We start from the raw sequence: 19,687 nt of genomic DNA on the forward strand, positions 1-19,687 counted from the left end.
GCTACCCCGCGAGGCGCTCGGCGAGCCCGGCCAGCACCTCGGAGGTGCCGGCTTCCAGCTTAACCAGTGCGCGCCCGTCTCCCTTGGTCACACCCCGATTGATGACGATAATCGGCAGCTTGCGGCGCCGGGCCTGTTCGAGCAGGCGGATGCCCGAATTGACCGCAAGGGACGACCCGGCGATGATGAGCGCCTGGGCCCCCGCGACGAGGGCCGTGGCCTCGATGAACTTGACCGTCGGCACGAGTTCGCCGAAGAACACCACGTTGGGCTTGAGCATGCCGCCGCAGACGGTGCACGCGGGGATGACGAAGTCCGTGAGGTCCGTGACGTCGGCGTCACCGTCCGGCGCGAGGCGGGCGGAGTCCGGCCGCCGGAGCGAGGGGTTGTCTGCCTCGAGCCGGGCCGCGATGCTCTCCCGGTCGAAGGCCTGGCCGCAGCCGAGGCAGACCACGAGGTCCATCGACCCGTGCAGGTCGACGACGTGCCGGGAGCCGGCCCTGGTGTGCAACCCGTCCACGTTCTGGGTGATCACGCCGGAGATGACTCCTCCGGCCTCGAGGGCGACGAGGGAACGGTGCCCGAGGTTCGGCTCTGCGGCGCGGAACCGGCGCCAGCCGAGGTGGCTGCCCGCCCAGTACCGCACCCGGGCCCTGGGGTCGTCGATGAAGGTCTGGTAGTTCATCGGAGTGCGGACGGGGGCACCCTTGCCCCGATAGTCCGGGATGCCCGAATCGGTGCTGAGCCCGGCGCCGGTCAGCACCGCAGCACGCTTTCCCCGCAGGAGATCGGCGACCGAATCAAGGGTGCCGGCCGACACCTCACTGGCGACCGGAATCGTCTCGGTGGTCATAACGCTCCGTCCTGTCCTGTCCGAGTCTAGGCGGGTCAGTTTTCGTCCTTGTTACAGAACCCGGGATGCCGGACCCCGGTTACAGGACCGGGCGGTCCAACTGGCAGGCTGGACCTGTTCTCCCTCGAAAGGCAAATCCCCGTGCAGATCATCCACATCGACTCCCTCGACCTCCCCGGTCTTGCCGATTACTCGCAGCTCACCGACGTCGCACTCCGGCGCAAGTCCGAACCGGCGGGCGGCCTGTACATCGCAGAGTCGACCAAGGTCATCGCGCGGGCCCTCGACGCCGGGCATCGCCCCCGCTCGGTGCTCCTGCAGGAACAATGGCTGCCGGACGCCCTCGAGTTGCTCGCAGACTGGCCGGACGTGCCGATCTACGTCGGCGCGGCATCCGTGCTCGAAGAACTCACCGGGTACAACCTGCACCGGGGGGCACTCGCGGCGATGCACCGGCCCGTGCTCGCGCCGGTGGCCGACCTGATCCGGGGTGCACGCCGGATCGTCATTCTCGAGAACATCGTCGACCACACCAACGTCGGCGCGATCTTCCGCTCGGTCGCGGGTCTCGGCGCAGACGCCGTGCTGATCACCCCGCGCTGCGCCGACCCTCTCTACCGGCGCAGCGTGCGCGTGAGCATGGGAACGGTGCTGCAGGTGCCGTGGACTCGGCTGCCCGAATGGGACGAGGCCGTCCCGCTGCTGCACGACGCCGGCTTCCACCTCGCGGCACTCGCCCTCGCCGACAACGCGGTGAGCCTCGACGACTTCGCGATCGACCCGCCGGAGCGGCTCGCCATCGTGCTCGGCGCGGAGGGCGACGGCCTCAGCAGGCAGGCGCTCGCGGTCGCGGACACGGTCGTCACGATCCCGATGCTGCACGGCGTCGACTCGCTCAACGTCGCATCGGCGAGCGCGGTCGCACTGTACGCACTGCGCTGACCCGCGCGTCCAGCGTTTCCCTGTCCTTGGATCGGTAAGGTGAACGGATGCCTTCCGCGAGTCGTTCCACCATCCTGCGTCGCCGATTCGCCGTCCTCGGGGGACTGCTCGTCGTGATCCTGCTCGGCGGCTACTTCGCGACAACGAGTGCCGCGGCTCTTCCCGCGTCCGCGGCGACGCTCACCCAGCCCGCCGCGCTCACCCAGCCGGCGACGGCGATGGTGTGGCCGGGAATCGGGGAGGGCGCGATCGGCGCCGTCGGTTACGACGGGGTGCTCGGCTCCAGCGGCAGCCAGGCCGCCGTGCCGATCGCGAGCATCACCAAGATGATCACCTCGCTCGTGTTGCTCGACGCGAAGCCGCTCGCGGCCACCGAGGCCGGCCCGGACGTGAAATTCACCGACGCCGATGTGCAGATCTACTACGACGTGCTCGCCCAGGACGGCTCTGTCGCCCCCGTCGTGTCCGGGATGGTGCTGAGCCAGCGCCAGGCCCTCGAGGGCATGCTGCTGCCCTCCGCGAACAACTACAGCATCACTCTCGCGAACTGGGCGTTCGGGAGTGTCGACGCGTATCTGAAGGTCGCCAGGGCCTGGCTTACCGATCATGGCCTTACGGGGACCACGATCGCGGACACGAGCGGACTGTCACCCGGGAGCGCCAGCACACCGGCCGACCTCGTGGAGATCGGCAAGCTCGTGCTGAAGAACCCGGCGCTCGCCTCGATTGTGTCGGAGAAGACGACAGTGCTGCCGACGATCGGAACGGTGACGAACACCAACGAGATGCTCGGTGACCACGGCGTCGACGGCATCAAGACCGGGACGACGGACGAGGCAGGGGCCTGCCTGCTGTTCTCCGCGGACTTCACCGTCGGCGAGACAACCGTGACCCTCGTCGGGGTCCTGCTCGGCGGGACCACCCACGACACCCTCGACGCCGACATCGGGCGCCTGATCGAGAGCGTCAAGCCCGGTTTCCGTGAGGTCACCCTGACCGAGGCCGGTGCTTCCTACGGAGCGTACGCGAGCGTCTGGGGACAGAGCGGGACCGCCGTGGCCGCCGGGCCGGCATCCGCTCTCGTCTGGTCTGACACGGCCGTCACGGGCGTCGCCACGGCCCGTCCGGTCGGGGTCGGTGCCGACGGGGACACCGTCGGGTCTCTCGACTTCACGGTCGGCACGAAGACGGTCAGTGTTCCGCTCGTCCTGGACGGAACGCTCAGCGACCCCGGGCCGGGGTGGCGCTTCACGCACCCCGGCGAACTGTTCGCGTCCCGCTGACCTCCCCTGCTACTTGACCGCCTGGCGGAACGGACCGGCTTCCGGGCGCTTGGGCAGCACGTGGTCGCCGGACGACTGGTGCCGGATGCGGCGCAGCACCCACGGCACGAGATACTCCCGCGCCCAGACCATGTCCTCGCTGCGGGCCTGGCGCCAGGTCTGCGCGGGCAACGGCTCCGGCTCCGAGGGTTCGAGGCTGTTCGGCACGTTGAGCACGTCGAGCACCATCCGGGCGACCGTGTGATGTCCGAGGGCGTTCAGGTGCAGCCGGTCGGGCGCCCACATCCTGGCATCCTGGATCTCGGTGAGTGCCCACAGGTCGGCGACGACACAGTCGTACCGGGCCGCGACCGCGCGGATGTTCTCGTTGTAGATCGCGATCTTGCCGCGAATCCCGCGGAAGACCGGGGCGAACCCGACGTCGGCACCAGTGAAGAGCACGATCGTGGCTCCGTCGCGGCTGAGCAGCCGCACGGCCTCATCGCACCGGGCGGCGATCTCGTCGGGGTCGGACCCCGGACGGATCACGTCGTTGCCGCCCGCGGAGAACGTGATCAGGTCGGGGCGCAGGTCGAGGGCCGGCTCGAGCTGCTCGTCCATGACCTGCCGAATCAGCTTGCCGCGCACCGCGAGATTCGCATATGCGAAGTCCGCAGAACCCTGGCTGAGCACCTCGGCGACCCGGTCGGACCAGCCCCGGAACCCGCCCGGGCACGCGGGCTCGGGATCGCCGACGCCCTCCGTGAAGGAATCGCCGACGGCTACGTACCGTGACCAAGGATGCAATGCGGTTGTCATCAGTCCATTCTCCTCGTTTGCACGAAACTGTCTGTTCACCTTGCTAGGTTCTATTGAAGTGACTATCTCAGCAGCGTTCGAACCGAACCAGGGAACGAGTGCAGCCGAACACCTGTCCCCGTCGTTCCCCGGCCGGGCCGCCTGGGGCACCGCGACCAAGCTGCGCGCCTGGCAGGAAGAGGCCCTCGCCGCCTACTTCGTTCACCAGCCCCGTGATTTCCTCGCCGCCGCGACACCGGGAGCAGGCAAGACCACCTTCGCTCTCCGGCTCGCCGCCGAGCTCCGTGCGCGGCACCTGATCGACCGCATCACCGTCGTCGCCCCGACCGAACATCTCAAGCGCCAGTGGGCGGATGCCGCCGCTCGCGCGGGCATCCGCCTCGACCCCTCGTTCAAGAACGCGGACGGCCGGTACGGCAACCACTTCCACGGGGTCGCCGTCACGTACGCGCAGGTCGCCAGCCGGGCCGCGCTGCACCGCGAACTCACCCAGTCCAGCCGTACCCTCGTCATCCTCGACGAGGTGCACCACGGCGGCGACGCCCTCAGCTGGGGCGACGCGATCCGGGAGGCCTTCGAGCCGGCGACCCGCCGCCTCTCGCTGACCGGGACCCCGTTCCGATCCGATACCTCGCCGATCCCGTTCGTCAGCTACCTGCCGGACGAGCACGGCATCCGCCTGTCGCAGAGCGACTACAACTACGGCTACGGTCGGGCCCTCGCCGACGGCGTCGTGCGACCGGTGATGTTCATGGTCTACGCCGGGCACATGAAATGGCGCACGCGCGCCGGCGACGAAATGGAAGCCAAGCTCGGCGAGGGCAACACCAAGGACATCACGAGTCAGGCCTGGCGCACGGCGCTGGAGCCGACCGGACAGTGGATCCCCGCCGTGCTGCGCGCGGCAGACTCACGGCTCACCCAGGTTCGGCAGGGTATCCCGGATGCCGGTGGCCTCGTGATCGCCACGGACCAGTCGGCGGCCCGCGCTTACGCGACCATCCTCGAGGAGATTTCCGGCGAGCCCGTGACCGTCGTGCTCTCGGACGAGAAGGAGTCGAGCGACCGGATCGACGAATTCTCGAAGAACACCCGCCGGTGGATGGTCGCCGTGCGGATGGTGTCCGAAGGCGTCGACGTCCCGAGGCTCGCCGTGGGAGTGTATGCAACGAGCGCATCGACGCCCCTGTTCTTCGCGCAGGCGATCGGTCGTTTCGTGCGCGCCAGGCGGCGCGGTGAGACGGCCTCGATCTTCCTGCCCAACGTGCCGAGCCTGCTGAGCCTCGCCAACGCGCTCGAACTCGAACGCGACCACGCGCTCGACCGCAGCAACCGGGATGACGGCGACGACGGGATGTACAACCCGGAAGACGCCATGGTCGCGGCGGCGAACCGCGACGAGAAGGGGTCCGACGGTCTCGGCGAGGACGAGTTCACCTGGCAGGCCATCGACTCCCAGGCGACCTTCGACATGGTCATGTTCGACGGCGACGAATTCGGTCAGCTCGCCGAGCCGGGCACCGACGAGGAGTTCGACTTCATCGGCATTCCCGGGCTGCTCGAACCGGAACAGGTGTCAGAGCTGCTCAGGCAGCGGCAGTCGCGCCAGGCCAAACGATCCACCGACCGGCGCAAGAATCCGGTCACAGGGGAGATCGCCCCGGAGGAACCGCCGCCGCTGTACCGCACCCTGAAGGAACAGCGCACCCTGCTCGCGAGTCTCGTGGGCATGTGGTCGAAGCTTGCAAACGAGCCGCACGGAATCGTGCACGCCGAACTTCGGCGGGTGTGCGGGGGGCCGGCGGTCGCCCAGGCGAGCGTGACCCAGCTGCAGAACAGGATCGACCTGCTGCGCCGCCGCCTCGGCCGCAGCTGACGCCGACTTCGACGCCGACTTCGACGCCGACTTCGACGCTGAGGACGACGCTGCCGAACGCGATCGATCATCGATCGTTACCCGTTCAGGACGCAGACCCTTGCGTCATCGAGTGTTCTGTCGCATAAACTCTCAGTGACGAAAGAGTGTGGCTGATGGAACCGAAGAAAGCCGAAATCGACAGGGTCGACCGGGCATTACTGAAGGCCCTTTCGGTCAACGCGCGGGCCTCCGGCGCCGCACTCGCGGCCGAGATCGGCGTCGCCGAGTCGACGGTGTCGCTGCGGCTGCGCCGGTTGCAACAACTCGGGCACATCCGTGGCTACCGCGCGAACATCGACCTTGCCGCCCTCGGTGCGTCCCTGCAGGCGCTCATCTCGGTGCGGCTGGCCAAGCACGCCCGGGTGCAGATCGACGACTTCCGTAACGCCGCCCCGCACTGGCCCGGCGTGATCGGCCTGTTCCACACCGCGGGGGCGGACGACTACCTTCTGCACGTCGCGGCGGCGAACGCGTCCGCGCTCCGGGACTTCGTGCTCGAGCATCTCGCAGAGCATCCGGCGGTCGCCCATACCGAGACCAACCTGATCTTCGAGTACGTCGATGGTGACGGCTGGCAGGACCTCGTCAACTAGGCGCCCTGGCTTCAGCCGTGTCCGAGGCGGTGCCGGAGGTCCTCAGGCGGTCGCCCAGTGGCCAGGACCACGGTGGGCCGCTCTCCGGCCTCCGACCATGGCCCGGTGAAGCTCAGCACGGCGAGGGTGCTCGTCGGCATCGGCGTCCACTGTCCGGTCAGGAGTTCGGCCAGGTCTGCGATCCCGGGATTGTGCACGACGAGCACGACGGTGTGAGCCTCATCGGGGAGTTCCCGGACGACGTCCAGAAGTTCGTCCGCCGAGGCGGCATAGCCGCGGCTGTCGACGCGGGTGGGCGGTGGTTCGGTGAGTTCGGCCTCGGCGATTTCCCAGGTGCTCCTGGCCCGGTGCGCGGGGGAGACGACGGCGAGGTCGATGTGCCCGATATTGCGGGCCAGCCACGCTCCCGCGAGCGGCGCCTGCCGCAGCCCCCGGTCGGCGAGCGGTCGCTCGAGGTCTGACACCTCGCCGGACCAGTCCGACTTGGCGTGCCGAAGCAGGATCAGCGTGCGCTCACTCATACCCAGAGTCTGCCACCGAAGGCGGCACGGGTGACACACCCCGCTCCTGACAGGGCGCGCGGAATCTGGGATGATGCCCTCAGCCCGCGGTGATCGGATGACAGGGACGTGGAGGCACGGTGACCAAGAACAGGCTCGAGGCGTTCAGCGATGGTGTGCTCGCCATCATCATCACGATCATGGTGCTCGAGATCCGGGTGCCGGAGGAACCCACCTGGCACGGGCTCCTGACCGTCCTGCCGACGCTGTTCAGCTACCTGCTGAGCTTCGTCTACATCGGGATCTACTGGAACAATCACCACCACCTGCTGCGCCTCGCCTCCGGCGTGAACGGCGGCATCCTGTGGGCGAACCTGCATCTCTTGTTCTGGCTCTCCCTGTTCCCGTTCGTCACGAGGTGGAGTGACGAGTCGGGGTTCGCCGAGGTCCCGGTCATGGTCTACGGGATCACCCTGCTGCTGGCTGCACTGGCGTTCTACATCCTGGAGCGGGCCCTGATCCGGTATCAGGGCGCCGACGGAGCCCTTGCAACGGCCCTCGGACGAGACTGGAAGGGCAAGGGCTCGCCCTTCATCTACCTCGCCGGGACTCTGGTTGCCGTGGTGCAACCGCTCGCGGCCATGGGCGTGTTCGCGATCGCAGCGCTCATCTGGCTGGTACCGGACCGGCGGGTCGAGCGCTTCGTGGGGGACGGCCGCGGCGAGTGATTCGGCGAGTATTTCGGCGAGTAGTTCGGTACGTGGTGTGGCTTAACGAAGTAATGCCCCCGCCGAAGCGGGGGCATTACTGGAGCTCTCTGGGCGAGTGACCTCAGTCAGTCGCAGTTCAAGCAGTGTGCTGATTCAGCACTGAGCAGAATCAGAGGGCGCGGATGTTCTCGGCCTGGGGACCCTTGGGGCCCTGGGTTACCTCGAACTCGACCTTCTGGTTCTCGTCGAGGGACTTGTAGCCATTGGAAGCGATCGCGGAGTAGTGCGCGAACACGTCGGCGCTTCCGTCGTCGGGAGCAATGAATCCGAAGCCCTTTTCAGCGTTGAACCATTTCACGGTACCTGTTGCCATTTTTGAAACTCCTCCAGGAGTGTTAGACCGACCCCGACTGTCGGGGCCGTTCGTCGCGGTATTCGTCGTCCGCTTCCGAAAGGAATACGCCGCATGGACCGAAGTCCGTGCGTTTTAAGACGTGCAAGCACTACAACTACTGGGACAAGACTAGACCACTTCGCTCGGTAAGAAGCGGATTCAAGACGAATTCGAGTCGTAACCGTTACGTTTTATGAATATTTCGCCCGAACAGGGCTGATTTCGAGTCGTTGGTGCTGGTCAGGCGACTGGGTCAGTCGACGGTGGCGAAGTCGATGAGCTGTTCGACCCTGCCGAGGAAGGCGGCCTCGAGGTCGGCATACGACCGGACCCGGCCCAGGATGCGTTGCCAGGCCCTGGCGATATCGGCCTGGTCCTCGTGCGGCCAGCCCAGGTGCTGGCAGATTCCGTGTTTCCATTCGACCGAGCGGGGAATCGTCGGCCAGCCCGTCATGCCGAGCCGCTCCGGTTTGACGGCCTGCCAGACGTCGACGTACGGGTGCCCGACCACGAGCACGTGTCGTCCGTGCGGACCGCGCGCGACCTGGTCTGCGATGCGGCTCTCCTTGGACCCCGCCACGAGGTGGTCGACGAGGACGCCGACCTTGCGTCCCGGTCCCGGTTTGAATTCGCGGAGGAGTTCCTCGAGGTTGTCGACGCCCTCGAGGTATTCGACCACGACGCCCTCGATGCGCAGGTCGGCTCCCCACACCTTCTCGACGAGCTCCGCATCGTGCCGGCCCTCGACGAAGATCCGGCTGCCGCGGGCGACCCGGGCGGGTGTCGCGGCAACGGCCAGGGACCCGGATGCCGTCCGTGCGCGTTGCTGGGGGGCCCTGGCGGGGACGACGAGGCGGACGGCCTCGCCGTCGATCAGGAACGCTGAGCCGAGCGGGAAGAGCCGGAGTGCGCCGTGACGGTCCTCGAGGGTGACGATCTGCTTCTCGAGGCGCACGATGGCCCCGCAGAACCCGGTCGCGACCTCTTCGACGACGAGGTCGCGGACGGCCTCCTGGGTCGGGATGACCTTCCGTCCCACCTCGCGCCAGCCGGGCCTCAGGGCGTCCTGTCCGTATCGATCGTCATTCACCCGTTCGACGTTAGCCGAACATCAGCGGGAGCGGAGCGGGAGACGACGGGGAGACGAGCGGGCCCTCAGCGGAAGTCCCGGGACGTCGTCGGTGCAGCGAGGGTGAGGGTGTCGAACTTGTCGGCGAGGAGGTTCGTGACGCCTTCCGGTGAACGCTCCAGGATGCCGCGCACGACGAGAGCGGGGGACTCCCGGGCGATCCGACGGTACCGGTTCCAGACGCCGGTCCCGGCGATGACGTTCAGGGTCCCGGTCTCGTCCTCGAGGTTGAGGAAGGTCACCCCACCGGCGGTCGAAGGTCGCTGCCGATGCGTGACGACGCCGCCGACCTGGATCCGGCGTCCGGACTCGACCGTGGCCAGTCGGTCGATCGGCACGGCGCCCCGTGCGTCCAGCCCCGCGCGCGCGTGACCGATCGGATGGTCGTCCGGCGAAATGCCGGTCGCCCAGAGATCGTAGACGACCTGTTCGACGGGGCTGAGGAGGTCGAGCAACGGCGGCTGCACGGTGACCGCTGTGCCGCTGAGGTGGTCGGGTCGCTCGGTCGCCGCCTCCCCGGCCGTCCAGAGGGCAGTCCGCGGTTCGAGCCCGAGACCGGAGAAGGCGCCGGCGGCGGCGAGCGCCTCGAGCTGCTCCGTGTTGAGTCCGACCCTGCCGGCGGCATCCGCCATGGACAGGTACGGTCCGTTCAGGTCGCGCTCGGCGACGATGCGGGGGGCGAGGTCGCCGCCGATGCCGGAGACCTCGGAGAGGCCGAGGCGGACGGCGAAGTCGCCGTCCCTGCGGTGGTCGGCCCAGTCCGGCGGAACCGCGCGGTCGAAGGGCGGCACCGGCGGCTGCTCGGCGCACAGGCAGGCCGCCCTGCGGACCGTCGCGGGAGCCCCGGTGGGCTCGAGGCCGGCGTCGGCACCCGAGCGCAGGATGTCCGGGCGGAGTACGGTAACGCCGTGACGGCGCGCGTCCGCGACGAGAGACTGCGGAGAGTAGAAGCCCATGGGCTGGGCGCGGAGGAGGGCCGCCAGGAAGGCGCCGGGGTAGTGCAGGCGCAACCAGGCGCTCGCATAGACGAGCAGCGCGAAGCTGATCGAGTGGCTCTCCGCGAAGCCGAAGTTGGCGAAGGCCTCGATCTTGGCGTAGATCGTGTCCGCCACGTCCCCGGTGATGCCGTTGCCTGCCATCCCGGCATACAGCCGGCCGCGGAGGGTGGAGATCTTCTCGATGCCGCGCTTGGACCCCATCGCGCGCCGGAGCAGGTCGGCGTCCTCGCCGGAGCACCCGCCGACGGCCATCGCCATCTGCATGAGCTGCTCCTGGAAGAGCGGGATGCCGAGGGTGCGCTCGAGCACGGGCTCGAGTTTCGGGTGCAGGTACGTCACCGGTTCCTGGCCGAGCTTGCGGCGGATGTACGGATGCACGGCACCGCCCTGGATGGGCCCCGGCCGGATCAGGGCGATCTCGACGACGAGGTCATAGAACCGGCGCGGCTGCAACCGGGGCAGGGTCCCCATCTGGGCGCGGCTTTCGACCTGGAAGACGCCGACGGAGTCCGCTCGGCAGAGCTGGTCGTAGACGCCGGCCTCCTCGCGAGGGATGGTCGCGAGGGTCCACGTCTCGCCGAGGTGCAGGGTCGTGAGGTCGAAGGCGTACTGGATGGCCGCGAGCATGCCGAGTCCGAGCAGGTCGAACTTCACCAGGCCCATCCAGGCGCAGTCGTCCTTGTCCCACTGCAGCACGGTCCGGTTGTCCATCCTCGCCGGCTCGATCGGGCAGACCTCGCCGACGGGCCGGTCGGTCAGGACCATGCCGCCGGAGTGGATTCCGAGGTGCCGGGGCGAGCCGAGGATCTGTTCGGCGAGGTCGGTCACGAGCGGGGGGATGTCGTGCTCCGGGCTCGACACGGCCTCGCCCCAGCGCTCGACCTGCTTGGACCAGGCGTCCTGCTGCCCGGTGCTGAAACCGAGAGCCTTGGACATGTCCCTCACGGCGATCTTCGGCCGGTAGGTGATGACGTTCGCGACCTGCGCGGCGTTGAGCCTGCCATAGCGGCCGTAGACGTACTGGATGACCTCCTCGCGCCGGTCGGAGTCGAAGTCGACGTCGATGTCCGGTTCCTCGTCCCGGAGGCTCGACAGGAAGCGTTCGAAGGGAAGCCGGTAGAAGATCGAGTCGACGGCGGTGATGCCGAGCACGAAGCAGACAGCGGAGTTCGCCGCGGAGCCGCGGCCCTGGCAGAGGATGCCGCGACTGCGCGCGAACCGGACGATGTCGTGCACGATCAGGAAGTAGCCGGGGAAATCCTTGGCCTCGATGACCGCGAGCTCCTTCTCGATGCGCTCGAGCACCGACGGGGAGGCGCCCGGGTACTTCTCGGCCACGCCGTCCATCACGAGAGAGCGCAGCCACGTCATCGGCGTGTGCCCGGCAGGGACGTCCTGACGCGGCAGGCGAGGGCGGGCCCTGCGGAGCGAGAAGGCGAGCTCGGCCGCGAGCGGAACCGTGTTCGCGACCGCGCCGGGATAGCGCGCGAATCGGGCGGCCATCTCGGCTCCACTGCGCAGGTGCGCCCCGTCGGAGCCGGCGAGCCAGCCGTCCATCTGATCGAGGCTGCGCCGGGCGCGCACGGACGCGAGCGCCGCTGCGAGCCGGGAGCCCGCCGGGGTGGCGTAGTGCACGGCATTCGTGGCGAGCACCGGCAGAACGGCTTCACCGGCGAGTCCCGCGAGGACGTCGTTGGCGGCACTGTCCGCCGGGTAGCCGTGATCGTACAGTTCCACGAAAACGTTGTCCCTGCCGAAGAGGCGCACGAGCGCGCCCAGTTCCCGTGCCGCGGCAGCGGGGCCCCCCGCGGCGAGCGCCCGGCGGACGGCGCCCTTGCGGCATCCGGTCAGCACGGCCCAGGTACCGTCGGCCCGGGCCGCGAGCTCCTCCAGGTCGTACACCGGGCGGCCCTTCTCCCCGCCGGCGAGATGCGCGTTCGTGAGGGCACCGGAGAGGCGGTGGTAGCCGGCCTGGCCGCGGGCCAGCACGAGCAGGTGGGTGCCGGCCGGGTCCGCGCTGCCGTTCTGGGGCTCGGTGAGGCCGAGGGAGAGCTCGGCGCCGAAGACCGTGGCGATGCCTGGGAAGCTCTCGGCCGTCTCGGCGAGGCGAACGGCGCCGTAGAGCCCGTCGTGGTCGGCCAGGGCGAGAGCGGAGAGTCCGAGTCTCGAAGCTTCCTCGAGCAGGGCCTCCGGGGAACTCGCACCATCGAGGAAGCTGAAGTTGGAGTGCGCGTGCAGCTCGGCGTACGGCACGACGGCAGCCTCGGCGGCAGGGCCCGCGGGCGGCATCGGCGGGGCAGGGGCGTATGGTCGGCGCTTGCTCGACCACGCCGGGCTGTCGCCGCCGTCGGCTCCTGGTGGCGGTCCGCCGGGACGGCGCCGGTCCGAGAGGGCGCGCTCGAGTTCGGACCACGGGATCGGGGGATTGCTCCAGCCCATCAGCCGGCGACCTCAGCCATCGGGTCGCCGGTCATCGCATTCTCAGTCATCGCATCCTTGGTCATCGCATCCTCAGTCATCGGGTTCTCAGTCATACCGGGCCTCCGCGACCCAGCCGGCTGCCTCGAGGAGCAGCAACCACGCCGTTCCCGACGCGTCCACGAGCTGGAGGCGCTGCGAGTGGTGCGCCCTGACGGGATCCCACCAGTGCTCGACGAGAGGCCACGGTCCGGCCCAGGCCGTGACGGCGCCGAGGTCCTCCTGCCGGAGGCCGGGCGAGAAGGACGCCGGGGCTCCGGAGAGGACGCCGCGGTCGTCGACCCCGACGGAGGCGCCGTCCGGCGCGAGGAGCAGGACCGGGGGCGGGTCGGTGAAGACCGTCGCAGGGGAGAGCCCGGGAAGCCGGCCGGGCCAGGGTGCCGCGGCTGCGCGTTCGCGCGCGGCCGCGGGCTGGACCTGGCCGGCCGGGGGCGCGTCGCCCCAGGGAACGAGCACCCGGCGGTCCCTGAGCAGCCGTCCGCCGCCGGGGACCGCGGTGAGCACACCGTCGTGCCCGAGCAGGCCCTGCACGCGGGTGAGCGCGTGGTGGATTCTTTCGTCGGGCCCGGAATCCCAGAGCCCCTGCTCGTGATCGGCGGTCGAGTCCACCCGCTCGGGGATGACCCGGACCCGCGTGATGGCGGCCTCGAGCTCGCTCGCACCGGGGCCAGCGCCCTGCAACTGCCAGCGCACCCGGTCCGCGATGTCGGCGCCGGTGAACCAGCGCGGATGTCGCCACGACCGGGTCTGGACGGCTCCGACTCCCGCTGCGGAGTCGGTGCAGACCTCGATAGTGACCTCCGTGCAGACGAGGCGCGAAGCGGCGAGGGCCCTGACGAAGTCGTCGAGTCCGGCGCGGATGGCGAAGGTGACCTGGTCGACGCGGTCGAGCGGGGGTTCCCAGTCGAAGGCCACCTCCCGGTGCCGGGGCGGGACGCGGGGTACGACCCTGCTGTCATCGGTCGCCCCGGCGATCCGGTGGGCGCGTGCGGCTGCCGCCCCGAAGCGGTGCCGGACCCGGTCGGCGGGGAGCGCCGCGAAGTCCCGCAGGGTGTGCACCCCGAGTCGACGGAGCAGGGTCGCGAGTTCCCCGTCGATGAGACCTGCGTCGACGAGCGTGGTCACCGGACGGACGGCGAGGAAGGCCGCGGAGCCGCCGGGCGGGACGACCCTCACGGGGGCGGTGCCCGCGTCCCTGGCGACCTGTTCCGCGGCGAAGGCGCCATCGGCGATGCCGGCCCGGGCGCCGGGAATCCCGAGTGCGGCGACGCAGGCGATCAGCGTCTCAGCGGCAGCCCATTCGCTCCCGTAGAAGCGGGCCGGCCCGCGGGAGCGGACGGCGCACAGGCCTGGCCGGAGTACCTGCACCCCGGGCGTCATGTCCTCGAGGCGTTCGATGACCGGCTCGAACGCCCGATCGTCGAGCACGCGGTCGTAGCCGAGCGCGATGAGGTCAGGGCAGCGGAACTGGGCCTCACGAACGGTGAGTCCTCGCCGCACCCCGGCCCCGCGGGCGGCCGTCGAGCACGCGAACACGGTTCCCCTGTCGAGGAGCGCGACCGGGGCATCCGCGGGGAGTCCCGCCCGCGCCCGGGCCGCCGTGACCGGCCAGTCCGGGCACCACAGCACGATGGTCCGATCGGGTCCGGATGTTCGCCCGACACCCGGGTCGTTGGCGGGGCCGGTGAGCGAGCCGGTGAGCGAGCCGGTGAGCGCGGTCATCGTCATACCGCCTCGCCGTACCGCAGTGCGGGGAGCTCGACATCGGGTCGGGAGTCCTGGTCGGCCGGGGCATCCGACGACAGGCCGGCCAGCGACATCCGTGCGGTGCGGGGGAGGCCCGAGCGCGCGGATGCGGCGACGAGGACCTCTCGTCCGGTCAGGTGGCCGTGGCCGAACCCGAGCCCGGACCAGGTGTTCGTGCGCAGGGAGAGCCGCGCCTCCGCCTGCGGCCACTCTCCGGCGACGAGGAGCGTGCACCCGCGCTGCCGGAGCCTGGCGCCGAGGCGGGAGGCCTCGGTCTCCGACACGCGCCGCGGCGGCCGGACCGCGACGACGGGAAGCACGTCGGCGAGGGCAGCCGTGACCGTGAGCCAGTGGTCGCCGGGTGCAGGCACCAGGACGAGACGCGCCAGGTCGATTCCCAGGCTCGTCGCCGCCTCGGGACCGAGATCGGGCAGGCCGATGATCCCGCACCACGACCCGGCGACGGACGGCCCGGCGAGCAGGGCGAGGAGGAGGGAGATGGAGCTGTCCACGGCGTAGACCGCGCCGGGCCTGAGCGCCCCTCCGGGCAGGAGGCCCTCGAATCCCGCAGCGGCCGGCCGTGTCTCGAGCCCGAGCCTCGTGGATTCCATCCCGCGGATGCGCGACTGGAGCCCGGCCGCGACCTCTCGCGAGCCGGCTCCGGTGCGGGGGACGGGAAGACGGGACACCTCACTATATTCGAACAGACTTTCGATTAAGTCAAGGGGGTCGGGTGCGGGCGCAGCACCTGGGGGAGCCCCGGGCGAGGGATGTCGGTGGGTCGCGCTAGCCTGAAGTCATGTGCGGTCGATTCATCATCACGGACACGGCGCCGGACCTCGCCGCGATGTTCGACGTCGAGCACGAGGGCGAGAACCTCCCGGAGCCGTCGTGGAACATCGCGCCGACCGAGCGGATTCCGATCGTGCTCGAGTCGGCGAAATCCGGCAGTGTCGTGCGCAGGCTCGAGTCTGCACGCTGGTCGCTCGTGCCCTCGTTCGCAACGGCACTCGTGTCGAAGTTCCCGACCTTCAACGCCCGGTCGGAGACCGTGGGGGAGAAGGCCACGTTCCAGCCGTCGCTTGCGTCCAGGCGCGCCCTCGTTCCGGCCACCGGCTACTATGAATGGCGCACAGAGGGCACCGTCAAGACCCCGTATTTCGTGCATTCGGAAGACGGGCTGCCCCTCGCCCTCGCCGGTCTCTATGCCTGGTGGCGCAACCCGGACCTCGCGGAAGACGACCCGGCGCGCTGGGTGCTGAGCGCGACGATCCTGACCCAGGAGGCGACCGGCCGCCTGAGGGGACTTCACGAGCGGATGCCCGTCGTGCTCCCGGAGGAGACCTGGGACCAATGGCTCGACCCGCACACCGTCGGCGATCAGGAGTTCGTGGACGCTGCTGTCGGCGCCTCTGCGGAGTCGGTGGAGGGACTGCGGTTCCATGAGGTCGCACCGCTCAGCGGCAACGGTCCGGAACTGATCGAACCAGTGGCCTGATCCGGCCGCCGGCCCTCCGGCCGGTGACGATCCGGCCCCCGCGCCCGTACCGCGACCGGTTACGCTCGTGGTGGCGCGGAACGGCCGGGCCGCTCTGGAAAGGACTCTTCCCATGAATGTTGTCGCCTTCATCTTCGCGATGGCCGTGTTCGTCTTCGGACTGTGGCTCTTCGGGTTCGCCTTCACCGTCACCGCCGGCCAGCTGCCGATCTTCTTCGGCGGGATCCTCTGCGTGGCCCTCGCCGTGGCGATTCCCGTCCAGATCCTGCGCGACTGAGCACGAGCCATGCAGGCCGAACAGCGTACCGATCCGCTCGCCTTCCACGGCGAGGGCCCCGTGTGGTCCCCCTCGTGGGGCGGCCTGCGCTGGCTCGATATGTTCGCGGGAGACATCCTCTCGCTCGACGGCGACACCGTGCACCGCAGGCACGTCGGCAGCATGGTCGTGACCGTGCGGCCACGCCGGGCGGGCGGTGCCGTCCTGGCCCTGCAGCGCGGTTTCGCCCTCGAGGACACCGACGGCACGATCACCGAGCTCGGGGAGCTCTGGAGCGACCAGCTCCTGCGACTCAATGAAGGCGGATGCGATCCGGACGGCCGGTTCTACTGCGGATCCATGGCATTCGACCAGCACCCGGGCGCCGGTTCGCTTCGCCGCCTCGATCCGGACGGCTCCGTCGACGTCGTCCTGACGGGACTGACGATCTCCAACGGACTGGACTGGAGCCCCGACGGTTCCCTCGCCTACTACAACGACACCGCGACCGGCCGGATCGCCGTGTTCGACTACAGCGCCGAGACGGGCCTGACCGGCCTCCGCAGCTTCGTCGAGATCCCCGCGGAAACCGGCTTTCCCGACGGCCTCACGGTGGACAGCCAGGGCGGGGTCTGGGTGGCCCTGTACGGCGGGAGTGCCGTGCACCGCTATACGCCGGATGGCAGGCTCGACGCAGTCGTCGAGGTCGCCGCGAGCCGCGTCACCGCATGCACCTTCGGCGGACCGAACCTCGACGAGCTCTTCATCACGACCTCCCGGGAGGGCCTCGACGAGGGAGAAGAGGCCCTCGCCGGATCGCTGTTCCGGGTGGATGCCGGGATCACCGGTCTGCCCGTGCGGGAGTTCGCCGGCTGAACGGCCAGGTCCCCGCTCAGTGCAGCAGCCCGGCGACGAGATTGATCATCGTCGCGAGGATGACGGATCCGAAGAGGTAGGACAGCAGTCCGTGGCGGAGCGCCGTCATCCGGATGGCGTGCGTCTGCAGGTTGGTGTCCGACACCTGGAAGGTCATCCCCAGGGTGAATGCGAGATAGGCGAAGTCCCCGTAGCTCGGCGGTTCGTTCTGGTTGAACTCGATCCCGCCATCCGCTCCCTCGTAGTAGAGCCGGGCATAGCGCAGGGTGAACAAGGTGTGCAGCAGCGTCCAGGACAGGACGACGCTCAGCACGGACACCAGGGCGAGCACGACCTGCGCTGCCCCCGTCGTGGAATGCGTCTCGATGAGGAGGAGGCCGAGGGCGCCGAGGCTTGCGAGGCTGATCAGGAGCACGAGCAGGTCCGATACGCCGCGGGACGGGTCCTCGCGCGTCGCGTGGCTCGCGGTCGTCGCGGCGTCCATCGGCGCGATCACGAGCCAGACCCAGCCGATGAAGGTGACGCACGCGGCCGCCCAGCCCACGATCGGGGTGAGCACCCAGTCGCCCCAGATCGACGTGACGAGTGCCGCGGTTATGCCGATCACGGCCATCACGATCAGGCGGGTGCTCGAGCGACGCACCCGCAGGGTTTCCCAGGTCTTCATGGCCCGATCGTCCCACAGATCCTCCCGGAGTCCGTGAGCGGCACGGGTGGGGCGAGATGCCAGAATCGCTCGATAAGGTGAAGAGAACGTCAGACACAGGTCTGACCGGGTCAGACCTGTGTCTGACCAAGTACAGACCCAGGACTACTGTGGCGTACCGCACCCGATCGAACGAAAGAGACCGCGAGGATGTCAGAGAGCCCGGCCGCGGCATCGCCATACGAGGTGCTGGGCGTGAGCCCGGAGGCGACCAGCGAGGAACTGCGGCGCGCCTATCGCAAACGACTGCGTCTCACGCACCCGGATGTCGGGGGTCGCGCCGCCGACTTCCAGGCCGTCCAGGTGGCCTGGGAACGGATCGGCAACCCCGAGAGCCGGGCGGACTACGACCGGCGCCGGTACCCGGACAACGATCCCGGGACCGTGCACGCCGGTTCCGCCTCATCGCCAGGGTCGCCCCGTGCGTCGTCCGCGGCGACGGGCCCCCGAGCGCGGATGTACGGACATCCGGGCGGGCACGCCAGGCAGCGGTACCTCGAGCTCCTGCGCGAGTGGGTCGGCCGCGGCACCGTCATCGAGGACCCATACGCTCCCCAGCTCGTCCGCTCTGCACCCCGGGAGATCCGGCACTGCCTGGCCCGCGCCCTTGCCCAGGAATCGACGGCCCACCTCGTCTCCCTGCTCGGCATCGGCTACACGGCGTGGCACGACGTGCTCGCGGGTTCGCACCCTGACCCGATCGACCACGTCGTCCTCGGCCCGGCCGGCCTGTTCGCGATCCTCTCCGAGGACTGGGGCGCCCCCGTCGAACTCCGGCGCGGCGAGCTCATCGCGGAGACCCTGCGGCCGGAGGACCGTCCCGTGCACGAATTCGAGGACGCCGCGCGGGCGCTCCACCGTGCCCTTGGCGTGCGCTTCACCGCCCTCGTCGTCGTACTACCCGACGACGCCCTGTCCGAGCCCCTTGCGGTGCCCGGCCGCGGCCGCCGTCCGACGGTCGTCGTGATTCCGCGGTCGCGGCTCGTCGGGCTGCTCCGCGAGGGGTTGCCGGGGATGGATCGCGGCAGCTTCGAGAAGGTGTTCGACCTGCGCAGCCGCCTTCAGGACGGCATCCGCTTCGTCACGGACTAGTCGTTCGGCCTAGCGGAGGCCGAGCTTGGTGACCCAGTAGGCCAGGAACGCCGCACCGGCGGCGTCGTGGATCAGGTCACCCTCGATGATCACGGGGTACGGCCGGTCGAGGACCCCGTCGGACGGGCGCACGTCCACGTGGGCGACCTCGTACCCTGCTGTGTGCAGGTGGTCCGCCATCAGGTAGTCACTGCGGGAGTCGCCGACGGAGCGCCAGACCCGGGGGAGCGGCCCGGACTCGGCGAAGAAGGCGAGGGCCCGTTCGGCGCCGTGGTCCTTGTCGAGCGTGACGGACTCGATGTCCGTCGAGATGATCGTCGGATCGATCCGGAACGGCACGGCGCCGGACGTATCCGGTGCGACCCGGTCGCCGAAGCGGACCCCGAGCCCGAGGCCCGTGAGGATCGTGAAGGATGCCTCGTTGAAGTCGACCGCGGCCGCTGCGTAGTCCGCGTCAGCGGCATCCGTGCGCTGTTCGACGGACACCATGGCCTCCTTGGTCTCGTCGAAGAACATCGTGTCGGCGAAACGGTCGTGCACGAGCGAACGGATCGCGTCGACGGCGGCCGCCGGCAGTGCGACACTCGGGTCGACGACCACCGGGCCCATGCCCGCTGCGGTGATCGGGAACCACACGGCGCCCTTCTCGCAGACACCGTACATGCGCATGGTCTCCGGCAGGCCGGCGGCGAGGAGGGGGGTGATGACCTGCTCGCGGATGAAGAGCGCCGACCGACCTGTGATGAAGGCGATCGGTACGTTCGCGGCGGCGAGCGTGATCAGGTCGGCGATGATGCTGTCCCGCCGGATGGTTCGGGTGACCGGACTGGCGATCGGCCCGTCGACGTCGAGGAGGAGGCCGAGGGAAGGGAGGCTGTCTGGCATGGGTCCATTCTTCCATGGCCCGCTGCCGGTGC

Annotated in this window: 19 protein-coding genes; 9 read left to right on the forward strand and 10 right to left on the reverse strand. The window is 69.5% G+C overall.

Going from position 1 to position 19,687, the window contains the following annotated elements; all coding sequences use genetic code 11:
• Position 1 precedes the first annotated feature (1 nt).
• Entirely contained in the window at positions 2–853 is an 852-nt protein-coding gene (locus MQH31_RS07565; protein WP_134531875.1) for a Sir2 family NAD-dependent protein deacetylase, read from the reverse strand.
• Positions 854–994: 141 nt separating this feature from the next.
• Here MQH31_RS07565 and MQH31_RS07570 point away from each other — a divergent pair, with 141 nt between their 5' ends.
• Together MQH31_RS07570 and MQH31_RS07575 are read left to right on the forward strand one after the other, a co-directional pair.
• Positions 995–1,795 (forward strand): TrmH family RNA methyltransferase, encoded by an 801-nt coding sequence (locus MQH31_RS07570; RefSeq protein WP_134531874.1) that lies wholly within the window; start codon positions 995–997, stop codon positions 1,793–1,795.
• Positions 1,796–1,842: 47 nt separating this feature from the next.
• Positions 1,843–3,078, forward strand: coding sequence for a D-alanyl-D-alanine carboxypeptidase family protein (locus tag MQH31_RS07575; RefSeq protein WP_243011498.1), 1,236 nt, complete (start codon positions 1,843–1,845; stop codon positions 3,076–3,078).
• A 9-nt stretch (positions 3,079–3,087) separates the two neighbouring features.
• On the opposite strand, the gene MQH31_RS07580 is transcribed toward MQH31_RS07575, so the two are convergent.
• Positions 3,088–3,876: an SGNH/GDSL hydrolase family protein gene (locus MQH31_RS07580; protein ID WP_243011499.1), complete on the reverse strand. Its 789-nt coding sequence runs from the start codon at positions 3,874–3,876 to the stop codon at positions 3,088–3,090.
• Positions 3,877–3,934: 58 nt separating this feature from the next.
• Between MQH31_RS07580 and MQH31_RS07585 the strand changes: the two genes are divergently transcribed.
• Together MQH31_RS07585 and MQH31_RS07590 are read left to right on the forward strand one after the other, a co-directional pair.
• Positions 3,935–5,752 (forward strand): DEAD/DEAH box helicase, encoded by a 1,818-nt coding sequence (locus tag MQH31_RS07585; protein ID WP_134531872.1) that lies wholly within the window; start codon positions 3,935–3,937, stop codon positions 5,750–5,752.
• 155 nt (positions 5,753–5,907) lie between these two features.
• Complete coding sequence (locus MQH31_RS07590; RefSeq protein WP_134531871.1) at positions 5,908–6,387, forward strand: Lrp/AsnC family transcriptional regulator; 480 nt, start codon at positions 5,908–5,910, stop codon at positions 6,385–6,387.
• Positions 6,388–6,398: 11 nt separating this feature from the next.
• On the opposite strand, the gene MQH31_RS07595 is transcribed toward MQH31_RS07590, so the two are convergent.
• Positions 6,399–6,908, reverse strand: a complete 510-nt coding sequence (locus MQH31_RS07595; protein WP_243011500.1) for a SixA phosphatase family protein — start codon at positions 6,906–6,908, stop codon at positions 6,399–6,401.
• Positions 6,909–7,027: 119 nt separating this feature from the next.
• On the opposite strand from MQH31_RS07595, the gene MQH31_RS07600 reads away from it, so the two are divergent.
• Positions 7,028–7,615 carry a TMEM175 family protein gene (locus MQH31_RS07600; RefSeq protein ID WP_243011501.1) on the forward strand — a complete coding sequence of 196 codons (588 nt, stop codon included), beginning with the start codon at positions 7,028–7,030 and terminating at the stop codon, positions 7,613–7,615.
• 151 nt (positions 7,616–7,766) lie between these two features.
• Here the strand turns inward: MQH31_RS07600 and cspE are convergent, their stop codons facing one another.
• The 5 genes from cspE to imuA' form a co-directional block, all read right to left on the reverse strand.
• Positions 7,767–7,970, reverse strand: a complete 204-nt coding sequence (gene cspE / locus MQH31_RS07605) for a transcription antiterminator/RNA stability regulator CspE (RefSeq protein WP_035840308.1) — start codon at positions 7,968–7,970, stop codon at positions 7,767–7,769.
• A gap of 274 nt (positions 7,971–8,244) precedes the next feature.
• Positions 8,245–9,081, reverse strand: a complete 837-nt coding sequence (locus MQH31_RS07610) for a DUF3097 domain-containing protein (protein WP_134531868.1) — start codon at positions 9,079–9,081, stop codon at positions 8,245–8,247.
• 65 nt (positions 9,082–9,146) lie between these two features.
• On the reverse strand, positions 9,147–12,557 hold the full coding sequence (locus MQH31_RS07615; RefSeq protein WP_243011502.1) for an error-prone DNA polymerase: 3,411 nt from the start codon (positions 12,555–12,557) through the stop codon (positions 9,147–9,149).
• A gap of 87 nt (positions 12,558–12,644) precedes the next feature.
• Entirely contained in the window at positions 12,645–14,318 is a 1,674-nt protein-coding gene (locus tag MQH31_RS07620) for a DNA polymerase Y family protein (RefSeq protein ID WP_243011503.1), read from the reverse strand.
• Positions 14,319–14,320: 2 nt separating this feature from the next.
• Positions 14,321–15,031, reverse strand: a complete 711-nt coding sequence (gene imuA' / locus MQH31_RS07625; RefSeq protein WP_243011504.1) for a DnaE2-dependent mutagenesis accessory factor ImuA' — start codon at positions 15,029–15,031, stop codon at positions 14,321–14,323.
• A gap of 110 nt (positions 15,032–15,141) precedes the next feature.
• On the opposite strand from imuA', the gene MQH31_RS07630 reads away from it, so the two are divergent.
• From MQH31_RS07630 to MQH31_RS07640, 3 genes are all read left to right on the forward strand, one after another.
• The gene (locus MQH31_RS07630; RefSeq protein WP_243011505.1) at positions 15,142–15,840 is read left to right on the forward strand and encodes an SOS response-associated peptidase; all 699 of its coding nucleotides are present in this window, start codon (positions 15,142–15,144) and stop codon (positions 15,838–15,840) included.
• Positions 15,841–15,952: 112 nt separating this feature from the next.
• Positions 15,953–16,117 carry a hypothetical protein gene (locus MQH31_RS07635; protein ID WP_166792511.1) on the forward strand — a complete coding sequence of 55 codons (165 nt, stop codon included), beginning with the start codon at positions 15,953–15,955 and terminating at the stop codon, positions 16,115–16,117.
• A gap of 9 nt (positions 16,118–16,126) precedes the next feature.
• On the forward strand, positions 16,127–16,972 hold the full coding sequence (locus MQH31_RS07640) for an SMP-30/gluconolactonase/LRE family protein (RefSeq protein WP_243011506.1): 846 nt from the start codon (positions 16,127–16,129) through the stop codon (positions 16,970–16,972).
• Between the two features lie 16 nt (positions 16,973–16,988).
• On the opposite strand, the gene MQH31_RS07645 is transcribed toward MQH31_RS07640, so the two are convergent.
• Positions 16,989–17,639: a DUF1345 domain-containing protein gene (locus MQH31_RS07645; RefSeq protein ID WP_134531862.1), complete on the reverse strand. Its 651-nt coding sequence runs from the start codon at positions 17,637–17,639 to the stop codon at positions 16,989–16,991.
• Between the two features lie 189 nt (positions 17,640–17,828).
• Between MQH31_RS07645 and MQH31_RS07650 the strand changes: the two genes are divergently transcribed.
• Complete coding sequence (locus MQH31_RS07650; protein WP_243011507.1) at positions 17,829–18,770, forward strand: J domain-containing protein; 942 nt, start codon at positions 17,829–17,831, stop codon at positions 18,768–18,770.
• Positions 18,771–18,779: 9 nt separating this feature from the next.
• On the opposite strand, the gene MQH31_RS07655 is transcribed toward MQH31_RS07650, so the two are convergent.
• On the reverse strand, positions 18,780–19,655 hold the full coding sequence (locus MQH31_RS07655) for a hypothetical protein (RefSeq protein WP_243011508.1): 876 nt from the start codon (positions 19,653–19,655) through the stop codon (positions 18,780–18,782).
• Positions 19,656–19,687 lie beyond the last annotated feature (32 nt).

Source organism: Cryobacterium zhongshanensis (assembly GCF_022760445.1).
Classification (GTDB): domain Bacteria; phylum Actinomycetota; class Actinomycetes; order Actinomycetales; family Microbacteriaceae; genus Cryobacterium; species Cryobacterium algoricola.

What these genes read in the sequence shown, in the direction of transcription:
- MQH31_RS07565 (WP_134531875.1), bottom strand. Translation starts at nt 853, where the DNA reads ATGACCACCGAGACGATTCCGGTCGCCAGTGAGGTGTCGGCCGGCACC.
- MQH31_RS07575 (WP_243011498.1), top strand. Translation starts at nt 1,843, where the DNA reads ATGCCTTCCGCGAGTCGTTCCACCATCCTGCGTCGCCGATTCGCCGTC.
- MQH31_RS07580 (WP_243011499.1), bottom strand. Translation starts at nt 3,876, where the DNA reads ATGACAACCGCATTGCATCCTTGGTCACGGTACGTAGCCGTCGGCGAT.
- MQH31_RS07590 (WP_134531871.1), top strand. Translation starts at nt 5,908, where the DNA reads ATGGAACCGAAGAAAGCCGAAATCGACAGGGTCGACCGGGCATTACTG.
- MQH31_RS07595 (WP_243011500.1), bottom strand. Translation starts at nt 6,908, where the DNA reads ATGAGTGAGCGCACGCTGATCCTGCTTCGGCACGCCAAGTCGGACTGG.
- cspE (WP_035840308.1), bottom strand. Translation starts at nt 7,970, where the DNA reads ATGGCAACAGGTACCGTGAAATGGTTCAACGCTGAAAAGGGCTTCGGA.
- MQH31_RS07615 (WP_243011502.1), bottom strand. Translation starts at nt 12,557, where the DNA reads ATGGGCTGGAGCAATCCCCCGATCCCGTGGTCCGAACTCGAGCGCGCC.
- MQH31_RS07620 (WP_243011503.1), bottom strand. Translation starts at nt 14,318, where the DNA reads ATGACCGCGCTCACCGGCTCGCTCACCGGCTCGCTCACCGGCCCCGCC.
- MQH31_RS07630 (WP_243011505.1), top strand. Translation starts at nt 15,142, where the DNA reads ATGTGCGGTCGATTCATCATCACGGACACGGCGCCGGACCTCGCCGCG.
- MQH31_RS07635 (WP_166792511.1), top strand. Translation starts at nt 15,953, where the DNA reads ATGAATGTTGTCGCCTTCATCTTCGCGATGGCCGTGTTCGTCTTCGGA.
- MQH31_RS07640 (WP_243011506.1), top strand. Translation starts at nt 16,127, where the DNA reads ATGCAGGCCGAACAGCGTACCGATCCGCTCGCCTTCCACGGCGAGGGC.
- MQH31_RS07645 (WP_134531862.1), bottom strand. Translation starts at nt 17,639, where the DNA reads ATGAAGACCTGGGAAACCCTGCGGGTGCGTCGCTCGAGCACCCGCCTG.
- MQH31_RS07650 (WP_243011507.1), top strand. Translation starts at nt 17,829, where the DNA reads ATGTCAGAGAGCCCGGCCGCGGCATCGCCATACGAGGTGCTGGGCGTG.
- MQH31_RS07655 (WP_243011508.1), bottom strand. Translation starts at nt 19,655, where the DNA reads ATGCCAGACAGCCTCCCTTCCCTCGGCCTCCTCCTCGACGTCGACGGG.